Source organism: Lysinibacillus sp. FSL K6-0232, assembly GCF_038008325.1.
GTDB lineage: Bacteria > Bacillota > Bacilli > Bacillales_A > Planococcaceae > Lysinibacillus.
Map to the genome: position 1 here is coordinate 1,676,993 of NZ_JBBOYW010000001.1, position 22,118 is coordinate 1,699,110.

A 22,118-nucleotide genomic window follows, 5' to 3' on the forward strand; every position below is an offset into this window, starting at 1 on the left:
ACAAAGTCGACATCATCGGCTTTGTCTATTTTTTATTATAGCCAGCCTTTTTCACTGGCGATTTGAGCGGCTTGCTGTCGTGATTCCACTTGAAGCTTTTGAATGGAGGTTGATAAATAATTGCGGATAGTGCCCTTTGTTAAAAATAATTGCTTGCTTATTTCATTTGTGGTTAAGCCCTCTTTAACAAGCTTTAGCACGGCGATTTCTCGTTCATTTAGAGGGTTTTGCTCCTTTATAAACAAGGTTGCGGCTAAATCCTTGCTTACAACTTTCTCCCCTTGCATAATTTTTCGAATCGTAGCAATTAAATAATCAATAGGCTCATCTTTTAATAAATAGCCATGTACCCCACAATCCATAGCTTTTTGTAAATAGCCAGGACGTGCAAAGGTTGTCACAATCATTACTTTACAGGGAAGGCCTGCTTGCTTTATTTTTTCAGCAAGCTCTAATCCTGATAAATTAGGCATTTCAATATCAACAAGGCAAATATCTGGTAGCTCCTGCTGGATAGAGTCCCAAGCCTGTTGCCCATCCGCAACCTCAGCGATTACATCAATGTCGGGCTCAAATGCTAGCAATGATGTTAAGGCTCCACGTAACATTTGCTGGTCCTCTGCTAATAATACACGTATCATATTGGCGACTCCTTTCCACCTTGAATAGGGATGCTACATAAAACGGTTGTACCAGTGGGCACACTACCTTCAATCAAGGCATAGCCTTGAAGGAGATGCATTCTTTCTTTTATTGAGCTAATGCCGTTGCCGAGCCCCTGCTGCTGTAAGCCAATGCCATCATCTTTTATCACAAGCCTATACTGTCCATTTTGACATTGTATCGTTATAGAGCAATGTTTTGCTTGGCTATGCTTCAGTATATTTGTCGTAGCCTCCCGCATACATAAAGCAAGCATTGTTTCCTCCACGCTTGAAAGAACGATTTGAGGACATTGTTTGGGGAGTGTTACGGTGATATTAGCGCTTTGCAGTAGTTGCTGACAGTGTAGCAGCTCTGTTTGTAAGGACACGAAATTCATATCAGATACTAGCTCACGTACTTGCTTTAAGGCTGTTCGTGTTGTCGCTAATATATCATTTAGTTCTTGCTTAACGCTTGTAGGGTCATGGTCAATCAGCTTTGTTGTGAGCTCTGTTTTAATTTTAATCATTGTTAAGGTATGACCGATTGTATCATGAAGGTCCCTAGCAATTCGCTGTCGTTCCTCTTGCTGCACAAGCTGCGTATTGACATCGGCTAATTCAGATTGCAGATTTTGCGACTTTTCTACAAAATAAATAAGGATAGGGAACAGCAATTGAATAATCATCATAGGGATTAAAAATTGTAACTCAATAGACACAAGAGAGTCTGTTGTCAATTGCATAACGGTCCAAAACATAATAGCAATGGCGAACATACCACATGCAATATGCCATTTTGAGCGCGCTCGTCCAAGTAAATCTGCAAAGGTAAAGCCAAATAGAAGCATTAAAGCATCCTCATAAATGCCTAATATGGTGATTAACAGAAAGGCTACTAATGATGCTAGCAGCAGCCTCCAATCCTGATACCATAAAGCAATATAGAAAGCGACTAAATATAACAGTAGCAGCATGATTTTAGCACTGAGAGGAATTGCTGAATTTGATCCTAGCACAACGGTTATCAGCAAAATTAACGATACTACGTCAATAATTAAATAATGTTTTGCTTGCTCTCTTGGATAAATTTTTATAGCTTACACCATCCTTTATTGCTGGGTTATGGCTTGTGTCATTTTTTTACGAATCCATTCCATGGGACCGATCTGAAAGTGCCGTAACCAAAGTGATGCGACAACAAGCTGTAGAAGTGTCAGGGCAAGCCAAATACTAATAATAAGAACGCTATTTAATTGCCCGCCTAAACCAAGTCCCCAGCCGTAAAAAATAATAGATGCTACTATATTTTGTAGCACATAGCAGCTTAAAGACATTTTACCGACATTTGCAAAGTATTGCCAAAGCCAATCTAGTTGCTTATACTCTACCAGTTTACCAAAAAGACCAATATAACCAATTGATAAAATTGGTGCACATAAATAGCGCACAGGCAAATCAAACAGCCCACCGGGTATAAAAATTAACAGATTAAGAGGAACACCAATAAATACACCTATTAGCAATAGCTTGTGGCGAGCTTGACGTCCTTTAGCTGTTTGGGCAAATATATCATTGCGCATAAATTTGACACCAAGTAAAAATAAAAAGATATTCATTGGAATAATAAAAATAGCTTCTGTTCGATAAAATAAAAAGTTGGTTAGACGATGCTGTACTTGTGCAAGCCATGTTCCATCTTCATATAATACTGCAATGCTTTCCATGCCACTTAGGGAGATAGGAGCGCCCTGTAATGAAATGGTGAAAACAAGCAATATTAGGAGAATATGGAAGCTGCCAAAAAGATAGTAAGCCACTGTAATCGCTTTGTCGCCCCAGCGCATAATAAAGGCAACAATGAAGGCGGTGACAGCATAGCTCATTAAAATATCATATTCCATCACAAGTGTGTAATGAAGTAGCCCTTCCAGCCCTAAAAAGGCGATTGTCCAAAGATAGACACCAGGCCAAGCATTGCCTTTTCTTAATGCCTGCTGATATTTTAACTGTAAGCCTACACCAAACATAATTGTTAAAAGCCCAAGCAGCTTACCATTCACCAAAAATAAGACGACCATGCGCAAAAAATCGTTGAAGGACCACCAACCAGCATAGGTAGCCGTTGTAATATACGATAAATTCCCTAGATAGGCAAAAATCCAAATATTTGTGCCAAGTGTTCCTAAAACAGCGAGCCCTCTTACGATATCAATAAAGGGTAGTCTTTGCTGTGTTTGCATCCTATAATCCCTCTTTCTTTGTCTTCTTACATATATGATAAGAAAACAGAAAAAGAAAACCTATTCACACCAGTCAAAGAATTGTGATGACAGGTGTCATTTTGTGCAGGAATAAATGCGGTAGTCCAAACTATTCGCATATTTTTCATTCATCATCATATGCTGCTCCATTACTTGATAAAGTGCAGGTTCAATATCTTTGGAGAGCTGAAATTCAGTGGGAGATGAGAGCGTTTTATTTTTTTGGATACGAATTGCTTGAAAGCCTGCCTGTTGCAATAGATCAACCCATTCCTTTTTTGTCAGAAGCGCCTCAAATCCATAAAATTGCTGAATTGTCTTTGCTAGCGGAGAGGGCAGCGATGTCGGAATGGTGCATTCAATGGCAATAAAGCGACCACCATGCTTTAATAAACGATGCATTTCTTGTAAAGCACGTTGCTGAGGAACAAATGCCAGCACAGATTCGGCAATAATTAAATCAAATGATTCATTTGGTAATGGTAGCTGCTCCATCGAACCGTGTATAACTTGAACAGGTAATTGAGCCTTGTGCATTCTTTGCTTCGCTTTAGCTACCATAATGGGATGGCTATCAATTGCTGTTATATTGGCTTGATAATGAGCAGCCAAATAGGCAGCCGTTTGCCCTGTACCACATCCAATATCTAAAATATCGGAGGTTTGCTGAATGTTTTCTGCCTTCAATAGCTCCTTTGAAAGCTGAATGCCACCGGGATGTGCGCCACCAATGCCAAATTTAGCTAAAAAATCGAGATAATATGAATCTTGAATGAGTATCACCTTCTTTTTCTTATCATATGTAAAGAAAGCGAGCTACCCACTGCGAATCACTAGAGAGTGATATCTCCTTCTACATATACTAGTAAAAAATGTAGATAGGGGGTGAATGGATGCCATTTTTTCAGCCACAACCTAGAAGAAGACCCTATCCGCCAAGGTATCGTCAAAACTTTGGCCCTCCTTATCGAGCTAGACAGATGCAGCCCTATGCTTCTCCCAATCAGCCAGCACAAAATAGACTACCAGACCATGTCAACACCATTATGGGGCATGTTGGAACAATTACAAACGGTGTCAATATGCTAAGACAAATGGGCTCATTGCTGAGTTTATTTAGGTAGAGAGAGGCGGATAGATTGTACGGAGTGACGGATAGAATATCGAAGCAGATAAATAATACGTAGCACTCGTTTCAGCTTGAATACTCAAGCTTTTTATCTAGCAAAACTTTATGAAAAATTTATTTTGCATAAGATGGATGACAAGTTTTTAGGAACCTCCTTTGTTGGGGTTCTTTTTTATATAATGCTAGTAGGAGGTGAATAGATGATTGCACTTGCACGACAGCCATCAGATGGACAAAAAATAGTAGAGGCAATCATTCGAAGATTGCCTAGCACGCATCCTGAATACCCATATTATTATGAGCATTTACAGCGCATACTGGCAGGCTTTGCGGGTGAACAGCGCATGGATGCCGAATGGCTGGAAATCGAGTTACCTTACCCATATTATTTTCTTCATGGTCTTCAAATGATAAACCGCTCCGGCTCCACACATCAAATAGATACCATTTTTCTATATGCTCACTTTGTCCTTATTTTAGAGATTAAAAATATAACAGGCATTCTCTCCTATCATGCACCCTTTTCACAGTTTACACGCACAACGGCAGAAGGTGTATTGGAAAGCATGGCCGATCCATTTCAGCAGGTAGCACGACATGTAGCATGGATAAAATCATTACTACAGCAAGAGCGCCTTGACCTGCCTGTTTTGTCTGCTGTTGTTATAGCAACGAAAAACGGAATTTTAACAGAAGGCTTTAGAGAGCAGCCTGTTTTTCATGTAACAGGCTTACGTACACATCTGCAAAAATGGCTGCAACAATATCCGCAATCGGAGAAGGATACAAAGATGCTTTTTCGCTTTGCTATGCTACTGTTGTCGATGCATCAAAAAATAACAAAAGAACTGAAAGTGCCGCTTCAAGATATTATAAAGGGTGTGCTCTGTAGCCGATGTGCCAATGGGCAACGTTTGCGTTATCACTATAAAAAATGGCTTTGCCCGCGCTGTGGAGTAGAAGAACACAATGCATTGCACCGAGCATTAGAGGATTATCGCTTATTAGTTGGAACAATGCTAACCAATAAAAGCTTTTACGAGTTTTTTGCTATTGATTCTCCAAATATAGCCTATAAATTATTACAGCAGCTTCCTTTAAAAGCAGAGGGCACTAAAAGACATCGAAAATATTGGATTACACATTAAAGGAGAGGCTACCAATTCAAGTGGTCTGAATGGTAGCTTATGCTATTACAGACGGATAGAACACAAAAAATGACGGATAGGCATGAATAATAGGATATGTCATACATATTTGCTCATATCTTACTAGACAAATGTGAATTCAAGGTATATAGTTAGTTAAGCTAACTAATTTATAAGGAAGTGAGATTGTGACGATTGAGCAGGATTTTTTTAATCAGTACCGTTTGATGTACAGACCTTTTATTAAACAGCTGAATGTTCAGCTTGAACCATACCAGCTATATAGCTCGCAATGGGCGGTGCTGCGCTTCTTAAGAGATAATGGGCCGCATTCTTTTGTGGAAATTGCTAATTTTATGGCGATTGAGAAGCCGAGTGTGACAAAGCTTGTTCATAAATTGATCGAGCTAGGCTATGTGGAAACAGCGACAGGCAAGGATAAGCGTGAAAAGCTTGTGCGTTTATCGCCATATGGGGAGGAGCTTGTGCAGAAAATTCAACTACAGCTACAACCATTTTTTGAGCAGGCATTAGCAGGAGTGGCAAAGCAGGATATTGACATTGCCACACAAGTTTTAGCGAAAATTTGTATGAATATCAATCAATAGGGGCGAGTAATGTGGAAGCAACACAACAGAAATTATGGACAAAGGATTTTTTAATTGTTTCATTAATTAATTTTACGATTACATTAATTTTTTACTTATTAATGGTGACGATTGCTGCTTATGCGGTGGAGCATTTTCATGCCTCTACAAGTACAGCAGGGCTTGTATCAAGTATTTTTATTATTGGGACGCTTTTTGGACGTCTTGGGACAGGACGGATTATTGGCGATTGGGGCAGTAAAAAGACATTATTTATTGGCTTACTATTATTTATGCTGTCAACGATGTCTTATTTTATAGCAGGCAATTTGCCACTGTTGATGTTAAATCGCTTAGTACAAGGGATTGCGCTTGGAGTGGCAAGTACAGCAACAGGGACAATTATTGCGCAAATTTTACCACCTGAACGCCGTGGGGAGGGCATTGGCTATTATAGCTTAAGCGCGATTTTAGCGACAGCGATTGGTCCATTTATTGGCATTTTATTAACCCAGCTATTTGAGGATTATCGGATGATTTTTGCAGTGGATTCAGTATTAGCAATTATTTGCTTTTTTATGTACTTTGTTGTGACAGTTCCAGATGCACCGAAAAATGTGAAGCATACGGCTGTGAAGGCTGGCTTTAAAGTAACGAGCTTTATTGAAATGCGCGCTGTACCAATTGCTTTTGTAGCGCTGGTAATTGGCTTTGCTTATTCTGGTGTTATGTCGTATATGACGTTTTACGCAAAAGAGCTGCATCTTGTAACAGCAGGTAGTTATTTCTTTATTATTTATGCCATTGTGATTTTAGCGACACGTCCCTTTACAGGAAAATTACTAGATACTAAAGGTGGTAATATTGTTATTTATCCGTGCTTGGTGATTTTTGCCATCGGTATGTATGCCTTTAGTTCAGCGACAACAACGATTGCCTTTTTCATTGCTGCTGCTTGTATTGGGATAGGCTATGGTAATTTTAACTCCGCTGCGCAGGCAATTGCAATTAAGGTGACGCCACATGAGCGATTAGGACTTGCAACATCCACTTATTTTATCTTTTTTGATTTAGGTTTAGGTGTTGGGCCTTATGTATTAGGCTTATTCGTACCAATAATCGGCTACAGTGCCATTTTCTTTGCAATGGTTTTTGTTATTGTACTGTCCATTGTGCTTTATTATTTCTTGTACGGAAAGCATGAAAATTTGAAACAAGCGGAAATTTCGTAGATGAGAATCGGTATACTATGTAGGCTTACTGGCAACAGCCATGATGATTGGTCAGGCTATGTTGCTTGTGCTAGTAGCAGCAACCATTTTCTATAAGAGGCGACAAGCACGATAGATGGCGTTTATGGCCATCTATCTTTTTTCACTGCCAGTGTGCAGGGCGCTTTATATAAGAAGGTAATTTCGTAGCATGATCCCCTTGTGCAGCATTGATTTGCATTTGTGTTAAAAACATACTAGTGGATAAATCAGCCCCACACAAATTAGCATCTCGTAAGTCAGCCCCAATAAAATCTACCTCACGTAAATCAGCATTTTGTAGATTTGCAGCAATTAAATAGCTACCTCTTAGGTCAGTAGCACGTAAATCCTTGCCCTTTAAATTTTTCCCCATCCAATCGGCTCCGCGCTGATTCAACTTTTTAGAGGGCTTTTTCTGTAAACGAATATATTCGCTTGTTTGCAGCAGCAGTGCGTTCACTGGCATACGGATAGTGACAATATCGAGTGCTAGGAGGGCATCTGCATCGCATGCTATTAGTTGCTGGAGCTGTTCCAATTGGGCTAAAAGCTGCTTATAAAGCGACTTGTCCACCTTATAGGATAATGCCTCAGCTACATAGGCAATCATTTCATAAAGCTGCTCCATAATCGGGAAAACCTGAAACATCTTCTCAGCATGTTTGCGCGACTGTCGCCAATCCTGCCCTTGAAATGTCATTTGTGAAACATGCTGCCCTGCTCCTAAGCAGTCAAAAACTGTACAGCCCTTAAAGCCTGTATCTCTTAGCTCATGATGAATACGACAGCGATAGTCCTCCTGCAAATTTGGACATGGCTTGCCCGCTGGTTTATGTATTGCAAAGTCACTGGAAGCGACAATATTTAAAGCTGTACAGCATAAGCCAAAACAATTTTGGCAATCTGCCTGTAAGCTTTTTCGGGTAGTTATACCGATGGATGCATCGTTAGACATTGTTGTTGCCCTCCTTCATTTAGTGTATATTTTATCATGAATAGGCTAGCTATTGAACGTTGGACATTTTGAAAGATGCTAGGGAATATGGTATTCTTCTTCGCAAGAATGATGGAAAAGTCGGTGATGAAACATGGGGTAACGGTCAAGGATTTACTACAATTGCCCTCCTTTCGAGGAGCAGAGGTGTTAACGGGTCAGGATAATTTGCATCGCACGGTATCTTCATTATCTGTACTAGAGGTATCGAATGTTGATTTTTACTCTAAAATTGTCAATCGTGTACAGGAGGAATGGTATGCGGAGGAGCTTGTTATTAGCTCGTTTTATTCCATTCGCGATAGTGTGGAGAAGCAATGTGAAACGATTCAGCATTTACATGATTTAGGGGAGCTTGGACTGATTTTATATTATGTAGGAATTGTGCTGCCTGATATTCCTGAGGAGGTTCTTGCTTTAGCAGAGGAGCAAGGCTTTATTATTATTTGTATGCCAAGAAATGATTACTCCTTGCGCTATAATGAGGTCATTTATGAGGTGATGGAGGCAATTGTTAACAATGAGAGCGTCAATGATCATTTTGTTCAGGAAACATTAGAAAAGGTATCCTTGTTGCCTGAGCATTTAAGAAGTGTGGAAATTACGCTAAAAATGCTATCGGATCGCTTAAAGGTCAATATTGTGCTAACAACTAGCCATTTTGATATTATGAACCAAGTGATGTGGCCTAGAAATTCCACATTGGATGTGGTGGATGTTATTGCTACATGTGCTGAAGCATATACGCACCGAGAAGCAGGCAAGCTGGCAGTGGAAAAAAGGGATGTTTCCTGTGTTGTGGAATATAAGCGTTTACAGCAAAAAAATGGTGAGCCACTTTTCTTATTTTTAATTAAGGAAAATACGAAGCTACCTACGAAAACAATGGAAAAGGTTAGTGAGGTTGTGCAAGTAGCCATTAATTTATGGGGAGATAAGCATGATGAGGTGAGTGAGTATGCCCTTGTAAAGGCGATTATTAATGATGAAAGTGAAAAAATGCGAAGATTGGCTAACCGCCTGCAGATTGATGTTTCTGCCATTCAAATGATGTGGCTTGTTTATATCCACGATTTGGCGGATGAAAAAAGCATTCGAGAGGAGTTAGAGGGACAGCTTTCCACCTATTATCAAACAAGGGTAATTCAATGTATCGACCATTGTATTATTGTGCTATTAGGCAATTGCTTGTATAAGCATCATGAGTTTGATATTGCGGTGGAATATAGCGAAACAACGATGTATGATGCACAGCTTGCCAAAATTGTCTATGCGCCAAAAATGAAAAGCACAAAAACCGTAAGGCAAATGTATCAATTGGTCAATCAAGTAGGCGACAAGGCACAGACCATTTATCCGATGCGTAAATTATTTACAGCCGCGGAAGTGCGGTCAATGAAGCGGGCAATTGATGTCAGCACACAGGGCGAGGCAATGCTTGAGGATTATTTAATGGTGATTGAGCCTATTTTGCATGATGCGGATTCCTTGCAAACCTTAATTGCCTTTTTACTTGATGCAAATGGCAGTGTAGAGCGCTGTGCGGAGCTGCTCTATATTCATAAAAATACGGTGAAATATCGCATTAAAAAAATTAGTGAGCTGCTTGGGACAGATATTACAGCTTACTCGGAATTTTATGATGTTTATATGGCTTGTATGCTGTATCGATTGATTAATGATTAGAATAATCTGAAATTTTGTCATTTTGAACAAAATTTCAGATTATTTTTTTCATTTAGGCAAAAGACGTGTAGTGTAGCTTTCTCTTATAATTAAAAACATTCATCTAACAGGGAGGGAGTCGCATGAAAAACGACAATAACGTTCAATCTTGGTATAGCCTAGGTATTATTTGGGCTGGGGCTATGATCTGTATTCCCAGCTTATTAGTAGGAAACGCACTTATTACTAATATGAGCTTACCAAAGGCACTTGCTGTTGCTTTGGTCGGCTATGCCATTGTGGTTTTTATTATGGTCTTGCAGGGCATGCAAAGCAGTGATTTGGCAAAGCCAACCGTTCATATTGCTGGACAAGTATTTGGCAAAAAAGGCTCTCGTACCATTTTATCTATTATTTTAAGCATTGCTTGTTTAGGGTGGTTTGGGATTCAGGCAAATGTTTGTGGGGTTGCACTTGCCAATTTATTAGCAGCCTATAATTTGACGATCCCCGTACCGCTTGCATCATTAATGAGCGGGCTAGTAATGGTTGTATCTGCTATGTATGGTATGAAGGTGCTACGTGTTTTAAGCTATATTGCCGTACCTATTTTAGTTATTATTTGTATTTATGGTCTAGTCCAAACATTAACAGGTGATCAACTGCAATTAATTCGTAGCTATGAGCCACAGGGCACGATGAGCTTTATGGATGGGCTAGCAGTAACAATTGGCTCCTTTGCATTGGGGGCAGTGATCGCAGGCGATTATTCGCAATTTTCCAAAAAGCGCTCAGATGTTTTTAAGGCTGCTACCTTAGGAATTATTCCTGCGGGTGTGCTGATGATTGGCGTAGGAGCTGTATTAACAATTGCTTATCAAACAAGTGATTTAACAGCCGTATTTTTGCATATTGCTACACCGTTTATTGGTGGCGTTGCTTTAATTTTAGCGACATGGAAAACAAACTTAGTCAATGCGATTTCAGGAGGCATTGCGCTTATTAATGTTTTTGATATTGCTAAAAAGAAAGAAAAAATTGCAATTGGCGTTGCAGGAACAATTGGCACAGTTTTAGCGGTGATTGGCATTTTAAACTACTTTACACCGATTATGTCGATTTTATCAGCGATGATTCCACCTGTTGCAGGGGTAATGATTGCTTCATATTGGGTGATTCATAAAGGCAATAAGGCGAGCTGGCAGGAGGTAGAGGGTGTGAATCGATTAGGCGTCTTCTCTTGGCTTGTAGGGGCAGTGATAGCTTGCTTACCTGTTGTCTTCTCTTTATTCCCTGAGTTACCAGCATTACCGAATAATCCGATGATTGGTATTATTATTTCCTTTATTCTTTACTATATTGGGTATCGTATATCCGCACAAAAAACGGTCGTACTGGAGGAACAGCAATGAGATATTTAGATCAAGCAGCTATTGAACATATTGCGATTGGCGCAGCATTTCTAGGAACAGGTGGAGGTGGTGATCCATATATTGGCAAGCTAATGGCACTTTCCGCTATTGAAAAAAATGGTCCTGTCAAGCTATATTCAGTCGATGAAGTGGCAGATGATGACTTTTTTATTCCAGCAGCGATGATGGGTGCACCATCCGTACTAATTGAAAAATTCCCGCGTGGCGATGAATTTGTCAAGGTTTTTCAAAAGCTTGCCCAATATTTAGGTAAGGATAAAATTGCTGGCACATATCCTATGGAGGCGGGCGGTGTCAATTCTATGATTCCGATTGTTGTAGCAGCACAGCTAGGCTTACCATTAATTGATTGTGATGGCATGGGACGCGCATTCCCAGAGCTGCAAATGGTAACCTTCCACCTTGATGGTATTTCCGCAACACCAATGGCGATTACAGATGAAAAAGGTAATATTGGTATTTTTGAAACCATTGATAATAAATGGACAGAGCGCATAGCACGATCAGCTACTGTTGAGATGGGGGCTAGCTCCTTAGTAAGCTTGTATCCAACAACAGGCGCGCAAATTAAGCAAAGTGGTGTGCATCATATTATTACACTATCTGAGCAAATCGGTGCAATTATTGCTTCTAAAGATCAGGAGGTAAATGATAAGCTAGAGAGCCTGCTTACGCTTGTAAAAGGATACGAGCTATTCCAAGGAAAAATTGTCGATGTTATTCGTGAAACAAAGGGCGGCTTTAACCTTGGAAAAATGGTGCTAGAGGGTATTGATACGTATAAAGCAGACGAAATGAAGGTTCATTTCCAAAATGAAAATTTAATTGCAGAGAAAAACGAGCAGGTTGTTGCAATGACACCAGATTTAATTTGCTTGGTGGATTATGAAACATTACAGCCTGTTACAACAGAAAGCTTAAAATATGGTAAACGTGTGCGTGTAATTGGCTTACCAGCGCATGAAAAATGGCGTACAGCTAAGGGCATTGAAACGGCAGGTCCAAAATACTTTGGCTATGACTATGACTACACGCCAATTGAGGAAATGGTGAAAAAGGGGGAAGCAGAGCATGTATAAAATTGGAATTGATGTAGGTGGAACAAATACGGATGCCATCCTTTTAGACCATGATAGTCAGTTAATTTACAGTGTAAAATCACCAACAAGCCTAGATATCAAATCAGGCATTGAGCAAGCATTGCAGGAGCTGCTACGGGGTGCAAATATTGATAAAACAAAAATTACCCATGCCATGCTAGGCACAACGCAATGTACAAATGCGATTGTAGAGCGTAAAAAATTAGCAAAGGTCGGTGTGATTCGACTAGGCTATCCAGCAACAGCCTCTGTACTTCCTTATACAGCATGGCCAAGGGATATGATTGATACATTATCAGGGCAATATGTGATTGCACATGGCGGCTATGAATATGATGGTCAATTACTAAGTGCGCTTGATAAGGAGGAAATTACAAAGCTATTAGCAGAATGGCACGATCAAGTAGAGTCAATTGCGATTGTGGGTGTCTTTTCTTCTATTAAAAATGACCAAGAATTACAGGTTCGCCAATGGATACAGGAGATATATGGTACGGACTTTCCTATTTCCTGCTCTTCATTAATTGGCTCTGTTGGCTTAATTGAGCGTGAAAATGCAACAATTTTAAATGCTGCTTTGTGTAAGGTAATTGATACAACGACACAGGGCTTTGTGCAAGCACTACAGGCGGAGGGAATTTCAAATGTAGAGGTCTATCTCTGTCAAAATGATGGCACATTAATGTCCATTGATTATGCCAAGCAGTTCCCGATTTTAACAATTGCCTGTGGACCAACAAATAGTATACGTGGTGCATCGTATTTATCCCAAATTCAAAATACAATGGTGCTAGATGTCGGTGGCACAACCTCCGATATTGGTGTATTGCAGGATGGCTTTCCACGAGAATCCTCTGTTGCCGTGGAGGTAGGGGATATTCGTACAAACTTTAGAATGCCTGATATCATTTCGGTTGGTCTTGGTGGCGGCAGTATTGTGCGTGTACAGGATGATAACATTACGGTAGGGCCAGATAGTGTTGGCTATCGCATTAATGAGGAGGCACTTGTTTTTGGTGGCTCTACATTAACAACAACAGATATTGCTGTGCGACTAGGCTTGGCAGACGTTGGTGATCCTCAATTAGTGGCACATATTGATGAAGCCTTTGCCAAGGCTGTGCAGGAGGAAATCGCTAGCTTACTAGAGCAGGCCATTGATAAAATGAAAACCTCCTCAGAGGATGTATCGCTTGTATTAGTCGGTGGTGGCAGTATTATTGTCCCTGAGAAAATCAAAGGCGTTTCCCGTATTGTGAAGTCAGAATATGGCGGCGTAGCCAATGCCATTGGTGCATCCATCGCCCAAATTAGCGGCCAATACGAGCAAATTTATATTTATGCAAGAGAATCTCGTGAGGATTCCCTCAAGGATGCCCAAAGCAAAGCCGTTAAACAGGCTGTTTTAGCAGGCGCAATCGAGGAATCAATTGAGCTTGTGGAGGTGGAGGAAGTCCCACTTGCCTACCACCCAGAAAACGCTACACGCTTAAAGGTGAAAGTGGTTGGGCACATGGTTTAATAAGAAAAGTATGAATTTTAGTGATTCATCAACATGTGAGCGAATGACAACTTTGCTCAGACGCTTCTATGATAAATATATAAAATAAGTGTAAAGCCAAGTCCAGTACTCAATTGATTTTGAGGCTGGTCTTTTTTGCTTCTGCAAATTAATAGTTATTAAAACGTAACTAGAGCTATTCATTCGTAAATATTTAAAAAATATCATTAGATTTTATATACAATGATGAAAGGGGAAGCGTTATCGAAATAATATAGTTTATCAGGCATGTTGATTAACCTTTATTTTACAGAGAATCGCATAGAATTCGTTGATTTCTGTTACAGGTGGACGCTTTCTGCGGGTGCGGCTTCAACTCATTTATTTCGGCAAATGCCGAAATAAATGGATTTTCAGCTCGCACTTTTTCCGCTAGAGTCGCCACCTTTCACGCCAATCAACGAGAGAATGCTTTAGACAAAGCGTTTTTCTTCTAACAACACGCAAATGAATAACCAATATTTAGATCATCAACACGCTTGATGGTTTATTATAGTATTGATTTGATGGAAGAACAGTAGAAGAAAGGAATGGAAATTATATGATTAATAAGGAAATTCAAGAGTTGTTTGATGATTACAATTCATTTGCCAGACAAATTGCAAATGTAAGGTTATCAAATTTATCTTTTGATGTATATGAATTCAGAGATAAAGCTGTCATGCAAGTGGATTTAATATTTGCGGAAAAAAGTCAGTTTGATCATATTCAAGAGGCATTTTCTGCAATATTTAAAAAAGAATTGTTCGATGCAGAGGAATGGGCTATTAATGATGACCCAGACCCTTCAGATGAACGATGGATAACAGCATTAAAAGATCGCTGGATTAATGATTATTACCCCCAAAAATATGTTTGTATGGAGATAGTAAACAAAGATGAGTTTCTATGTAGATTTAAAAATGAATTAGCCTATCTGGATGTAACAGAATCAATTGTTAAAGAGCTTTTCACTAGATTGAATCACATTGAAGCTATTCAAATAAAAAAGGGCTATACATATGATTACATATTTGGACAATCTGATAGTCATTATTTTTTGTTTGAATGGGGAATATATGATTAGTGTGACCTCTCTCTATTTTTAGGCAAATGCCAATATATCTCATAATAGATAACAATTTTCATTGTTGGTTATTTACTTTAGATTAAATAGAGGAAGCCGATACTACATATAAGGAAGGAAAGGAATACTGTTCATAGTTTACGGTAACAAAATGATAGATGGAGTGAAAGGAGTAGAATGTTAATGAAAATGACTAAGGAATTAGCTGTTAGTATGCAGTTATTTATGCTGAGAGGCGCATATGGCTACAAGGGATTTAAGGTAGATATAAAAGACGAACATGGACAAGTTATCGGGTATAGAAATGATACGAAGGGGTTTATGGATGCGCTAGAAAATGCCACTGAACCGATTGATGCAAGTAAAGTTTCTCAATTATCATTTGGTCAAATACGTATGTTAAATGGTGCATCAAGTGGCAGTTGGCTAGTTCCTTTACTGAACAGAATGGGTGAGCTAGGCATGATGGATTTACGTGAAGGGCTCGGCAATCCTAAATATGCTAGGTTATTTAAGCAAAACACCTTTACTTCAGCTATCAATGCATATACAAGGGCAATTTAAGATTTAAGTTTCTACTGTGCTTCAATATCGTAAATAACTATTATGAGGAAAGGGTGAAAATAGAATGGTAAACGCAATTACTGCTCAGCAACTTGGTTCTTGGTACACTGCCAGTCAGCGTATGGCAACACCGTCACAGCAAGCTTCATTTTCAATACAGGAGGTCAATGACACAACACCTGCTGCTACAAATAACAATGTGTGGGAGGAGCTTTCACAAACGTATAATATACGAAATGCTACATTTAATGAGGTGAAGGAAGTAGCAGCAAGGCTTTATAAAGCTGGCGAAATTACGCTTAAGGAAGTGGTAACCTTAACATTCGATTATGAAAGGGCTACTAATTATATTAAACAACATGCTCCTATACATGTTTCAGCTAATTTTAATATGTATGAAACGGATGCAGATGAACTTGGTCGAAGGGATTGGATTGCTGAGTTTGGTGCACGTGCACAAAAAGACCTTCAATTTGGAAATTTAGTAGGTTATTCTGCGAAAACGAAAATACTAACTATTTTGCAACAGTTAGAAAAGTAATGACAGGTAGGTGTAAAGAATAGCGGGGGTAGCTTTTTAAAATAAGTGGAATTTGCAACATTTTAACAATAGATGCGTCTAATTTGATGATAAATATAGCGTATAGGAGCTTATTATGACAAGAACTCCACTTGTGATTATATTGCTATCTTTTTCTCTGTTTCTTATTAGCTGTAGTGAAGAAGAACAGCCAACAGAAAAATTTCAGTTTACAGCAGAGATTGACAAGGTCATTGTGATGGGTAAAGGAATGAAAAGAGAGCTAGGAAGACGTACAATTGATGATACTGCTGACATAACTATTATTCAGGAAGCGATGCACAATGCCAGTGTATCCACAAGGAATCATACAGATGAAGGACCTTTATTTGAACTTGAAGTAATCTATAAGGATGGTTCAAGCGAAACCTTTGGGTTAAAGTATTATATTTCAGCTGAAAGAGGGATTTTTTATACAGATTCCTTCTATTATGCATTTAACAATCAAGCTTTTCCTGCGTTTATGGAACTTTTTGAGTCTTTTAAATAGCTGGTGAGAGGAGGCTGTGTATGCTATTACTTTGGAGCATATCTTTTGTTATTGCCATTTTTTCCATTGTTTTAGCCATTGTGAAACACTCATGGATGTTTATGCTTATGAGTACAATTACATCTATACCTGTTGCAGCTTATTTTTGGGGTGCTACGAATGCTTGGCAAGCTATTAGTTTTATACCGATGTTCTTATTTATGCTCACCATAGCTTTTTGGTTTTTCGAAAAGAGAGCAATAGCATAACTTAAAAAATGGAGTGGATGTAGTTGAAAAAAGTTGGAGGAGTGCTAATCATTCTTATAGCAGGTGTTCTAGCCTTGGGGTTTGTTAATAAATGGTACTATCCTGCACTGCCAATAGATGCTCTAACGCCAAAGGAGGCGCTTCAAAAACTAAAAACATCCGATCAAAAGCTTGTAGCAATCGGAACTGATAATGATGTGACTTGGTATATTACAAAGAATCCTGAAAAGGGCATGTTAGAAGTAGATGAAACAATCCAGCAATTGCTGAGCCGTAATGGATGGGCATTGAAGGAGAAGGAAGGTAGCGGTCTTTTCTTTGAAAAAGATGGTGAGCGTTTAATTGTTAGTAAGGAAATGTGGACATCACGCTATGTGCTTATTAAAGTTCCTTCATTTTAATGGAGCTGACCAAAAGGAGCATACTTTTTGGTCAGCCCTAGCTTCGATAATAACTATTGGCAGTTTATCTGACATCAACATCAAAAATAAAAGATTCTTTTCCTTTATCCCACGTTGCTTTGAGTTCATAAATATAATAGCCTTCGTTAGTTGGGGCAGTGATTTGATTGTCGTCCATTTCAACAATATCACTTGAACCATCCTCATTCCATTGAATCACCGTAATAGACAGAGGATTTTGATCAATATCAAACTTTAAGCTTTCTCCTTTTTCTACTTCTAATGTTGGAAATTCATCTGCTAATGTGTCTATATCAGGAGAACCTAAGTCTTTTATTTCAATGTTATCTTCGCTCCACTCAAGCTCATGTGGTATCATAACATACTGTTCTCCAGCCACAATTACTTTCCCTTCTGGATTACTGATAGAGCCATTACAGCCATGTAAAAAAGTAATAAGTAAGGTGGATAATACCAGTTTTTTCATGCCAACACCCTTTTTAAAAATCTATATTGCTAGCTCTTCTTTATTGGCAGGGTTAAATATACCTGGTGTTGCATTCGGTATTTTTCCGACAGCGCCAATTATTTCTCCTTGATACTCATAGATATATACAATGAGATGATCGTTTTCAGGATCTTTCTCTTTTAGTGTATAGCTTGTGACTGTTACCTCTTTTCCAATATACGCTTCCATAAAGTTAATCGTAGCGTCTTTGTAGCTGGCGATCGTTTCAGATGCTAATGCCAGTGTTACCTGCTCAGTTGAGCCAAATGATTGAATCGTCCATCCTAAATTTTCTATATATGCAAGATGTTCCTTGTCGATATTTTGAGAGGAGCAGGCAGCTAGTAGCAAAAGACAGCTTACAAGAAGTATGAAATTTCTTATCATGATCCCTCCTATTTAAGTTGCTTTCATTATAATAAATTGGAAGACGTTAGACAAATAGTAATCGATAACTATGATTAAAATAAAGATAATAGTGAGCCACCTATAGCTCCAGTAAGCACGATAACCCATGGTGGTAGTTTCCAATAGACAAGCATACTAAACAAAATGACGGCTAATGCAAAATCCAGAGGCGCTGCTATTGAACTTGTCCAAATAGGATGATAAAAGACAGAGATTAATATACCTACAACTGCCGCATTTACCCCCATTACCGCTCCATGAATGCTACGGTTATTGCGTAAATAGTCCCAAAGCGGTAAAGTGCCGACAATCAGGAGAAAGGCGGGTAAGAATATGGCAGCTGTTGCGATTAACCCTCCTTGCCAGCCGTTCATAGCAGTTCCTAAATAAGAAGCGAAAGTAAATAGAGGACCCGGCATTGCCTGTGTCACGCCATAGCCTGCTAAAAATGCTTCTTCGCTTATCCAGCCAGTTGGCACAAGCTCCTGCTCTAATAAAGGTAACACGACATGCCCACCACCAAAAACGAAAGAGCCAGCTTGATAAAAGCTATTAAATAAAGCAACCCAGTACGATCCAGTTATGCTCTTCATAATCGGTAACAGCAAAAATAAGCCAAAAAACAGCAGAAGACATATCACTGAAGCACGTTTAGAAATAGGGAATTGCGAATTAGCTTCTTCCGTTTTAGGATGCTGTTTATATAGAAGAAACCCGAAAAGCGCAGCACTTAAGATCACAGCTACTTGCGTATAAGCCGTTTGCCATAAAAGCGTACAGAGGAGCGCAAATAAAGCAATGTTTTTTCGAGTTACATCAGGCGTTAAATTTTTTGCCATACCGATGATAGCGTGCGCCACTACTACAACTGCTACAATTTTAAGCCCATGTATCCAGCCAGCATGGTCAATGCTAGCCCCTGTGAGAACAGAGGCAAAAAGGATAAGTGCTAGAGCAGAAGGTAAGGTAAAACCAAGAAAGGCTAGTATGCCGCCTACTATACCGCCTCGCATAATGCCAATACCGATGCCGACTTGACTACTTGCTGGGCCTGGTAAAAACTGTGCTAAAGCTACTAAATCCGCATAGCTTTTTTCATCCAGCCATTTTCGTCTTCGTACATATTCTTCATGAAAATAGCCTAAATGCGCAGTTGGTCCACCAAAAGAGGTAAGCCCAAGCCGTGCTGAAACAAGTAATATTTCTAATAGTAGATGGAAGCCTCTAGTTGGATTAGTTTTTTTCATTATTAGCTCCTTTAGATCAACCTTGAATGTAGGGTGGAATAGAAAGCCTCTGCATGAAATAGCTTTCATAGTTGCTTGCGATATTGTGAATATAACATCTTTAATACCATTAACCTACACTACAATAAGAAACTTTACATATGCTTAATATTTTTGTAGCTTCCCACTAGTTACATGAAAGAATTTTTATAAATCAAAAAAAGTTGATTTAATAGCTGCAATTATTTTATTATAGTGTATATACTCTATATATCAAAAAAAATTGATGAAAGGAAAGTTGTATATGGATGCTATTAAGAAGCAATTTGAACAATATGAAAAGCAATTTAAGGCACTAGCTGACCAAAAACGTTTGGAAATACTGTATGCACTTTGCCAACAAGGGCAGACCTGTGTATGTGATTTAACAGAAACTTTTGAGATGAGCCAATCGAAGCTTTCGTATCATCTTAAAATTTTATTAGATGCGAACTTGATTACAAAAGAAACGAAAGGTACATGGAGCTATTACGACTTAAATGATGTAGAAGTAAATAATTTACTATCCGAAGAACTTTGTTGTGTCTTTAGAAAAACTGGAAAAGGCTCTTGTTGCTAATTTTTTAACCTATAAATCGAATTTTTTTGATTAAATAAAATTATTGGAGGCATAACGTATGAAGTATGTTCATATTGGCGTTAATGTGACAAATTTAGAGAAATCAATGGCATTTTATCAAAAGGTATTTGGCGTAGAGCCTGTGAAGGTAGAAGAGGACTATGTGAAATTTTTATTAGAAAAGCCAGGGCTTAACTTTACCTTAAATGTTCGTAATGAAGTGAAGGGGAATCAAGTCAACCATTTTGGCTTCCAAGTTGAAACAGGCGAAGAAATACGCTTCCATAAAGCACGGCTTGAAAAAGAAGGGTTCTTTACACAAGATGAAATGGATACAACATGTTGCTATGCTGTTCAAGATAAATTTTGGCTAACAGACCCAGACGGGAATGAGTGGGAATTTTTCTTTACAAAAGCAGATTGTGACACACATAAAATAGAAGCTGCTTGTTGTTGCTAAATGGGGGTAATTTAGTGATTACAGCAATATTGGCAACAGCACTATTTTTAATAACACTTATTTTAGTCATTTGGCAACCAAAGGGGTTAAATATTGGTTGGAGTGCCTGTGGTGGAGCGATTGTTGCGCTCTTACTAGGTGTAGTAGGCTTTAGCGATGTAGCGGATGTTATTGGCATTACATGGAACGCTACGCTTTCTTTTGTCGCCATTATTCTTATCTCTTTAATTTTAGATGAGATTGGCTTGTTTGAGTGGGCAGCTCTTCATATGGCAAAAATTGCGAATGGCAACGGGATTAAAATGTTTGTTTATATTAGTTTGTTAGGAGCGATTGTGGCTGCTTTATTTGCAAATGATGGTGCAGCATTGATCCTAACACCAATTGTACTGGCAATGGTGCGCAATTTACAATTTAGTGAAAAAATGATTTTCCCATTTATTATGGCAAGTGGCTTTATCGCAGATACAACTTCGCTTCCATTTGTTGTTAGTAACTTAGTCAATATTGTATCAGCAGATTTCTTTCAGATTGGCTTTGCAGAATATGCTTTTAGAATGGTACTGCCAAATCTTTTTTCCATTATAGCGACTATCACTGTCTTGTTTCTTTATTTTAGAGGAAATATCCCTAAAAGATATGATTTATCGAAGCTAAGAAAACCGACAGAAGCGATAAGGGATAGGATGATGTTTCGTCTGTCATGGCTTATTTTAGGGCTGTTAATGCTCGGCTATTTTTCGAGCGAATTTACGAAAATACCTGTTTCCATTATTGCTGGGAGTATTGCTATTTTCTTTTTAGTAATGGCTCATAGAAGTTCCGCTGTACATACAAAGAACGTTCTTAAAGGAGCACCTTGGGCAGTGGTTTTCTTCTCTATCGGTATGTACGTTGTCGTATATGGTTTAGGAAATGCTTGGCTTACAGAATCATTAGCTATGATCATTCAAGCAACCGCTGAACAAGGCTTATTTATCGCAACAATCGGTATGGGGTTTATTGCCGCTTTCCTATCATCCATTATGAATAATATGCCAACTGTTATGATTGATGCATTAGCTATTGCCGAAACTTCTACAAGTGGTACGTTACGTGAAGCGTTAATTTATGCCAATGTGATTGGCTCTGATTTAGGACCCAAAATTACACCGATTGGGTCATTAGCAACATTAGTGTGGCTGCATGTACTGTCACAAAAAGGCGTGAAAATCTCATGGGGTACTTATTTCAAAATAGGGATTCTTTTAACCATTCCAATCTTATTTATAACACTAACAGGACTATATCTTACATTATTAATGAAGTAATCAGAATATAGCGATTGCTAAATTGGACGTCGATGATTAGATAATTTCTTTTTCTGTAAATATATGACTATTATAGAGGTGGCTGAATACGTATTTTGTTAAATTTTGGAAAATATAATATATACTATATCATAGTATGATTATGCAAAAGAATTATGGAATGGAGGGTAGGCTTGATTTGAAAAGGGAACGATTACTTAGTATGCCAGCAGTTGTAGGGCTAGGTTTAGCAGCTTGATGTAACAGCAATATCGTTGTCTGCGGAGAATGGGGTGGCAACGCTTCATGATATTTATCTAGACGCGAAGTTATCTGTAGCAGAGAAAAAATTTAAGCTTGTTTACGATATAAATGGCTTTGATGATAATAATTCAACAAGTGCAAAATCTGGTATAATCTTGCTAAATGAATCCTCTGATGAGATTTTTACTTAAAAGGAGGAATTAGGAGGGTGGTAGTT

The 22,118-nt window shown here is 38.7% G+C and carries 26 protein-coding genes; 18 read left to right on the top strand and 8 right to left on the bottom strand.

The features are described 5' to 3' along the window. Window positions 1–35: 35 nt before the first annotated feature. From MHB42_RS08065 to MHB42_RS08080, 4 genes are all read right to left on the bottom strand, one after another. The gene (locus MHB42_RS08065; RefSeq protein ID WP_340805419.1) at window positions 36–641 is read right to left on the bottom strand and encodes a response regulator transcription factor; all 606 of its coding nucleotides are present in this window, start codon (window positions 639–641) and stop codon (window positions 36–38) included. After that, entirely contained in the window at window positions 638–1,621 is a 984-nt protein-coding gene (locus MHB42_RS08070; protein ID WP_340805420.1) for a sensor histidine kinase, read from the bottom strand. The genes MHB42_RS08065 and MHB42_RS08070 overlap by 4 nt, the downstream gene beginning before the upstream one ends. Before the next feature lie 135 nt (window positions 1,622–1,756). Beyond that, window positions 1,757–2,887 (bottom strand): DUF418 domain-containing protein, encoded by a 1,131-nt coding sequence (locus MHB42_RS08075; protein ID WP_340805421.1) that lies wholly within the window; start codon window positions 2,885–2,887, stop codon window positions 1,757–1,759. A 96-nt stretch (window positions 2,888–2,983) separates the two neighbouring features. Continuing rightward, window positions 2,984–3,691 (bottom strand): class I SAM-dependent methyltransferase, encoded by a 708-nt coding sequence (locus MHB42_RS08080; RefSeq protein ID WP_340805422.1) that lies wholly within the window; start codon window positions 3,689–3,691, stop codon window positions 2,984–2,986. A gap of 110 nt (window positions 3,692–3,801) precedes the next feature. On the opposite strand from MHB42_RS08080, the gene MHB42_RS08085 reads away from it, so the two are divergent. The 4 genes from MHB42_RS08085 (at window position 3,802) to MHB42_RS08100 (ending at window position 7,004) form a co-directional block, all read left to right on the top strand. After that, entirely contained in the window at window positions 3,802–4,032 is a 231-nt protein-coding gene (locus MHB42_RS08085) for a hypothetical protein (RefSeq protein ID WP_340805423.1), read from the top strand. Window positions 4,033–4,237: 205 nt separating this feature from the next. Further along, window positions 4,238–5,185, top strand: a complete 948-nt coding sequence (locus MHB42_RS08090) for a nuclease-related domain-containing protein (RefSeq protein WP_340805424.1) — start codon at window positions 4,238–4,240, stop codon at window positions 5,183–5,185. A gap of 188 nt (window positions 5,186–5,373) precedes the next feature. Continuing rightward, the gene (locus tag MHB42_RS08095; RefSeq protein WP_340805425.1) at window positions 5,374–5,793 is read left to right on the top strand and encodes a MarR family winged helix-turn-helix transcriptional regulator; all 420 of its coding nucleotides are present in this window, start codon (window positions 5,374–5,376) and stop codon (window positions 5,791–5,793) included. A gap of 11 nt (window positions 5,794–5,804) precedes the next feature. Continuing rightward, window positions 5,805–7,004, top strand: a complete 1,200-nt coding sequence (locus MHB42_RS08100) for an MFS transporter (protein WP_340805426.1) — start codon at window positions 5,805–5,807, stop codon at window positions 7,002–7,004. 142 nt (window positions 7,005–7,146) lie between these two features. Here MHB42_RS08100 and MHB42_RS08105 read toward each other — a convergent pair whose 3' ends face one another. Continuing rightward, on the bottom strand, window positions 7,147–7,980 hold the full coding sequence (locus MHB42_RS08105; protein ID WP_340805427.1) for a pentapeptide repeat-containing protein: 834 nt from the start codon (window positions 7,978–7,980) through the stop codon (window positions 7,147–7,149). Window positions 7,981–8,088: 108 nt separating this feature from the next. On the opposite strand from MHB42_RS08105, the gene MHB42_RS08110 reads away from it, so the two are divergent. The 10 genes from MHB42_RS08110 to MHB42_RS08155 all read left to right on the top strand — a co-directional run bounded on the left by MHB42_RS08110 (window position 8,089) and on the right by MHB42_RS08155 (window position 17,127). Next, window positions 8,089–9,705 (top strand): PucR family transcriptional regulator, encoded by a 1,617-nt coding sequence (locus tag MHB42_RS08110; protein ID WP_340805428.1) that lies wholly within the window; start codon window positions 8,089–8,091, stop codon window positions 9,703–9,705. Between the two features lie 122 nt (window positions 9,706–9,827). After that, a complete protein-coding gene (locus MHB42_RS08115) occupies window positions 9,828–11,096 on the top strand; it encodes a cytosine permease (RefSeq protein WP_340805429.1) in 1,269 nt (422 codons plus the stop codon). Continuing rightward, window positions 11,093–12,196: a DUF917 domain-containing protein gene (locus MHB42_RS08120; protein WP_340805430.1), complete on the top strand. Its 1,104-nt coding sequence runs from the start codon at window positions 11,093–11,095 to the stop codon at window positions 12,194–12,196. Before MHB42_RS08115 ends, MHB42_RS08120 begins: the two co-directional genes overlap by 4 nt. Then, a complete protein-coding gene (locus MHB42_RS08125; protein ID WP_340805431.1) occupies window positions 12,189–13,739 on the top strand; it encodes a hydantoinase/oxoprolinase family protein in 1,551 nt (516 codons plus the stop codon). Before MHB42_RS08120 ends, MHB42_RS08125 begins: the two co-directional genes overlap by 8 nt. Before the next feature lie 580 nt (window positions 13,740–14,319). Beyond that, window positions 14,320–14,844, top strand: a complete 525-nt coding sequence (locus tag MHB42_RS08130; protein ID WP_340805432.1) for a hypothetical protein — start codon at window positions 14,320–14,322, stop codon at window positions 14,842–14,844. A gap of 183 nt (window positions 14,845–15,027) precedes the next feature. Next, the gene (locus MHB42_RS08135) at window positions 15,028–15,408 is read left to right on the top strand and encodes a hypothetical protein (RefSeq protein WP_340805433.1); all 381 of its coding nucleotides are present in this window, start codon (window positions 15,028–15,030) and stop codon (window positions 15,406–15,408) included. 64 nt (window positions 15,409–15,472) lie between these two features. Beyond that, window positions 15,473–15,949: a hypothetical protein gene (locus MHB42_RS08140; protein ID WP_340805434.1), complete on the top strand. Its 477-nt coding sequence runs from the start codon at window positions 15,473–15,475 to the stop codon at window positions 15,947–15,949. A 115-nt stretch (window positions 15,950–16,064) separates the two neighbouring features. Beyond that, window positions 16,065–16,478 (top strand): hypothetical protein, encoded by a 414-nt coding sequence (locus tag MHB42_RS08145; protein ID WP_340805435.1) that lies wholly within the window; start codon window positions 16,065–16,067, stop codon window positions 16,476–16,478. Between the two features lie 20 nt (window positions 16,479–16,498). Beyond that, window positions 16,499–16,726: a hypothetical protein gene (locus MHB42_RS08150; RefSeq protein ID WP_340805436.1), complete on the top strand. Its 228-nt coding sequence runs from the start codon at window positions 16,499–16,501 to the stop codon at window positions 16,724–16,726. A 23-nt stretch (window positions 16,727–16,749) separates the two neighbouring features. Next, window positions 16,750–17,127, top strand: a complete 378-nt coding sequence (locus MHB42_RS08155; protein ID WP_340805437.1) for a hypothetical protein — start codon at window positions 16,750–16,752, stop codon at window positions 17,125–17,127. Between the two features lie 64 nt (window positions 17,128–17,191). Here the strand turns inward: MHB42_RS08155 and MHB42_RS08160 are convergent, their stop codons facing one another. The 3 genes from MHB42_RS08160 to chrA all read right to left on the bottom strand — a co-directional run bounded on the left by MHB42_RS08160 (window position 17,192) and on the right by chrA (window position 19,290). Beyond that, complete coding sequence (locus tag MHB42_RS08160) at window positions 17,192–17,614, bottom strand: hypothetical protein (protein ID WP_340805438.1); 423 nt, start codon at window positions 17,612–17,614, stop codon at window positions 17,192–17,194. Window positions 17,615–17,635: 21 nt separating this feature from the next. Then, a complete protein-coding gene (locus tag MHB42_RS08165; RefSeq protein ID WP_340805439.1) occupies window positions 17,636–18,022 on the bottom strand; it encodes a DUF4830 domain-containing protein in 387 nt (128 codons plus the stop codon). 74 nt (window positions 18,023–18,096) lie between these two features. Continuing rightward, window positions 18,097–19,290, bottom strand: coding sequence for a chromate efflux transporter (chrA, locus tag MHB42_RS08170; protein WP_340805440.1), 1,194 nt, complete (start codon window positions 19,288–19,290; stop codon window positions 18,097–18,099). Between the two features lie 283 nt (window positions 19,291–19,573). On the opposite strand from chrA, the gene arsR reads away from it, so the two are divergent. The 4 genes from arsR to MHB42_RS08190 all read left to right on the top strand — a co-directional run bounded on the left by arsR (window position 19,574) and on the right by MHB42_RS08190 (window position 22,092). Then, the gene (arsR, locus tag MHB42_RS08175) at window positions 19,574–19,888 is read left to right on the top strand and encodes an arsenical resistance operon transcriptional regulator ArsR (protein WP_402895498.1); all 315 of its coding nucleotides are present in this window, start codon (window positions 19,574–19,576) and stop codon (window positions 19,886–19,888) included. Between the two features lie 58 nt (window positions 19,889–19,946). After that, the gene (locus MHB42_RS08180) at window positions 19,947–20,348 is read left to right on the top strand and encodes an ArsI/CadI family heavy metal resistance metalloenzyme (RefSeq protein WP_340805441.1); all 402 of its coding nucleotides are present in this window, start codon (window positions 19,947–19,949) and stop codon (window positions 20,346–20,348) included. Window positions 20,349–20,362: 14 nt separating this feature from the next. After that, window positions 20,363–21,658: an arsenic transporter gene (locus MHB42_RS08185; RefSeq protein ID WP_340805442.1), complete on the top strand. Its 1,296-nt coding sequence runs from the start codon at window positions 20,363–20,365 to the stop codon at window positions 21,656–21,658. Window positions 21,659–21,930: 272 nt separating this feature from the next. Next, the gene (locus MHB42_RS08190) at window positions 21,931–22,092 is read left to right on the top strand and encodes a hypothetical protein (RefSeq protein WP_340805443.1); all 162 of its coding nucleotides are present in this window, start codon (window positions 21,931–21,933) and stop codon (window positions 22,090–22,092) included. The last annotated feature ends 26 nt before the right edge of the window (window positions 22,093–22,118 follow it).

Excerpts from the sequence above, each read along its gene's own strand:
- MHB42_RS08065 (WP_340805419.1), bottom strand. The coding sequence starts at position 641 with ATGATACGTGTATTATTAGCAGAGGACCAGCAAATGTTACGTGGAGCC.
- MHB42_RS08070 (WP_340805420.1), bottom strand. The coding sequence starts at position 1,621 with ATGCTGCTACTGTTATATTTAGTCGCTTTCTATATTGCTTTATGGTAT.
- MHB42_RS08075 (WP_340805421.1), bottom strand. The coding sequence starts at position 2,887 with ATGCAAACACAGCAAAGACTACCCTTTATTGATATCGTAAGAGGGCTC.
- MHB42_RS08085 (WP_340805423.1), top strand. The coding sequence starts at position 3,802 with ATGCCATTTTTTCAGCCACAACCTAGAAGAAGACCCTATCCGCCAAGG.
- MHB42_RS08090 (WP_340805424.1), top strand. The coding sequence starts at position 4,238 with ATGATTGCACTTGCACGACAGCCATCAGATGGACAAAAAATAGTAGAG.
- MHB42_RS08105 (WP_340805427.1), bottom strand. The coding sequence starts at position 7,980 with ATGTCTAACGATGCATCCATCGGTATAACTACCCGAAAAAGCTTACAG.
- MHB42_RS08110 (WP_340805428.1), top strand. The coding sequence starts at position 8,089 with ATGATGGAAAAGTCGGTGATGAAACATGGGGTAACGGTCAAGGATTTA.
- MHB42_RS08115 (WP_340805429.1), top strand. The coding sequence starts at position 9,828 with ATGAAAAACGACAATAACGTTCAATCTTGGTATAGCCTAGGTATTATT.
- MHB42_RS08120 (WP_340805430.1), top strand. The coding sequence starts at position 11,093 with ATGAGATATTTAGATCAAGCAGCTATTGAACATATTGCGATTGGCGCA.
- MHB42_RS08125 (WP_340805431.1), top strand. The coding sequence starts at position 12,189 with ATGTATAAAATTGGAATTGATGTAGGTGGAACAAATACGGATGCCATC.
- MHB42_RS08130 (WP_340805432.1), top strand. The coding sequence starts at position 14,320 with ATGATTAATAAGGAAATTCAAGAGTTGTTTGATGATTACAATTCATTT.
- MHB42_RS08135 (WP_340805433.1), top strand. The coding sequence starts at position 15,028 with ATGAAAATGACTAAGGAATTAGCTGTTAGTATGCAGTTATTTATGCTG.
- MHB42_RS08140 (WP_340805434.1), top strand. The coding sequence starts at position 15,473 with ATGGTAAACGCAATTACTGCTCAGCAACTTGGTTCTTGGTACACTGCC.
- MHB42_RS08145 (WP_340805435.1), top strand. The coding sequence starts at position 16,065 with ATGACAAGAACTCCACTTGTGATTATATTGCTATCTTTTTCTCTGTTT.
- MHB42_RS08150 (WP_340805436.1), top strand. The coding sequence starts at position 16,499 with ATGCTATTACTTTGGAGCATATCTTTTGTTATTGCCATTTTTTCCATT.
- MHB42_RS08160 (WP_340805438.1), bottom strand. The coding sequence starts at position 17,614 with ATGAAAAAACTGGTATTATCCACCTTACTTATTACTTTTTTACATGGC.
- MHB42_RS08165 (WP_340805439.1), bottom strand. The coding sequence starts at position 18,022 with ATGATAAGAAATTTCATACTTCTTGTAAGCTGTCTTTTGCTACTAGCT.
- chrA (WP_340805440.1), bottom strand. The coding sequence starts at position 19,290 with ATGAAAAAAACTAATCCAACTAGAGGCTTCCATCTACTATTAGAAATA.
- arsR (WP_402895498.1), top strand. The coding sequence starts at position 19,574 with ATGGATGCTATTAAGAAGCAATTTGAACAATATGAAAAGCAATTTAAG.
- MHB42_RS08180 (WP_340805441.1), top strand. The coding sequence starts at position 19,947 with ATGAAGTATGTTCATATTGGCGTTAATGTGACAAATTTAGAGAAATCA.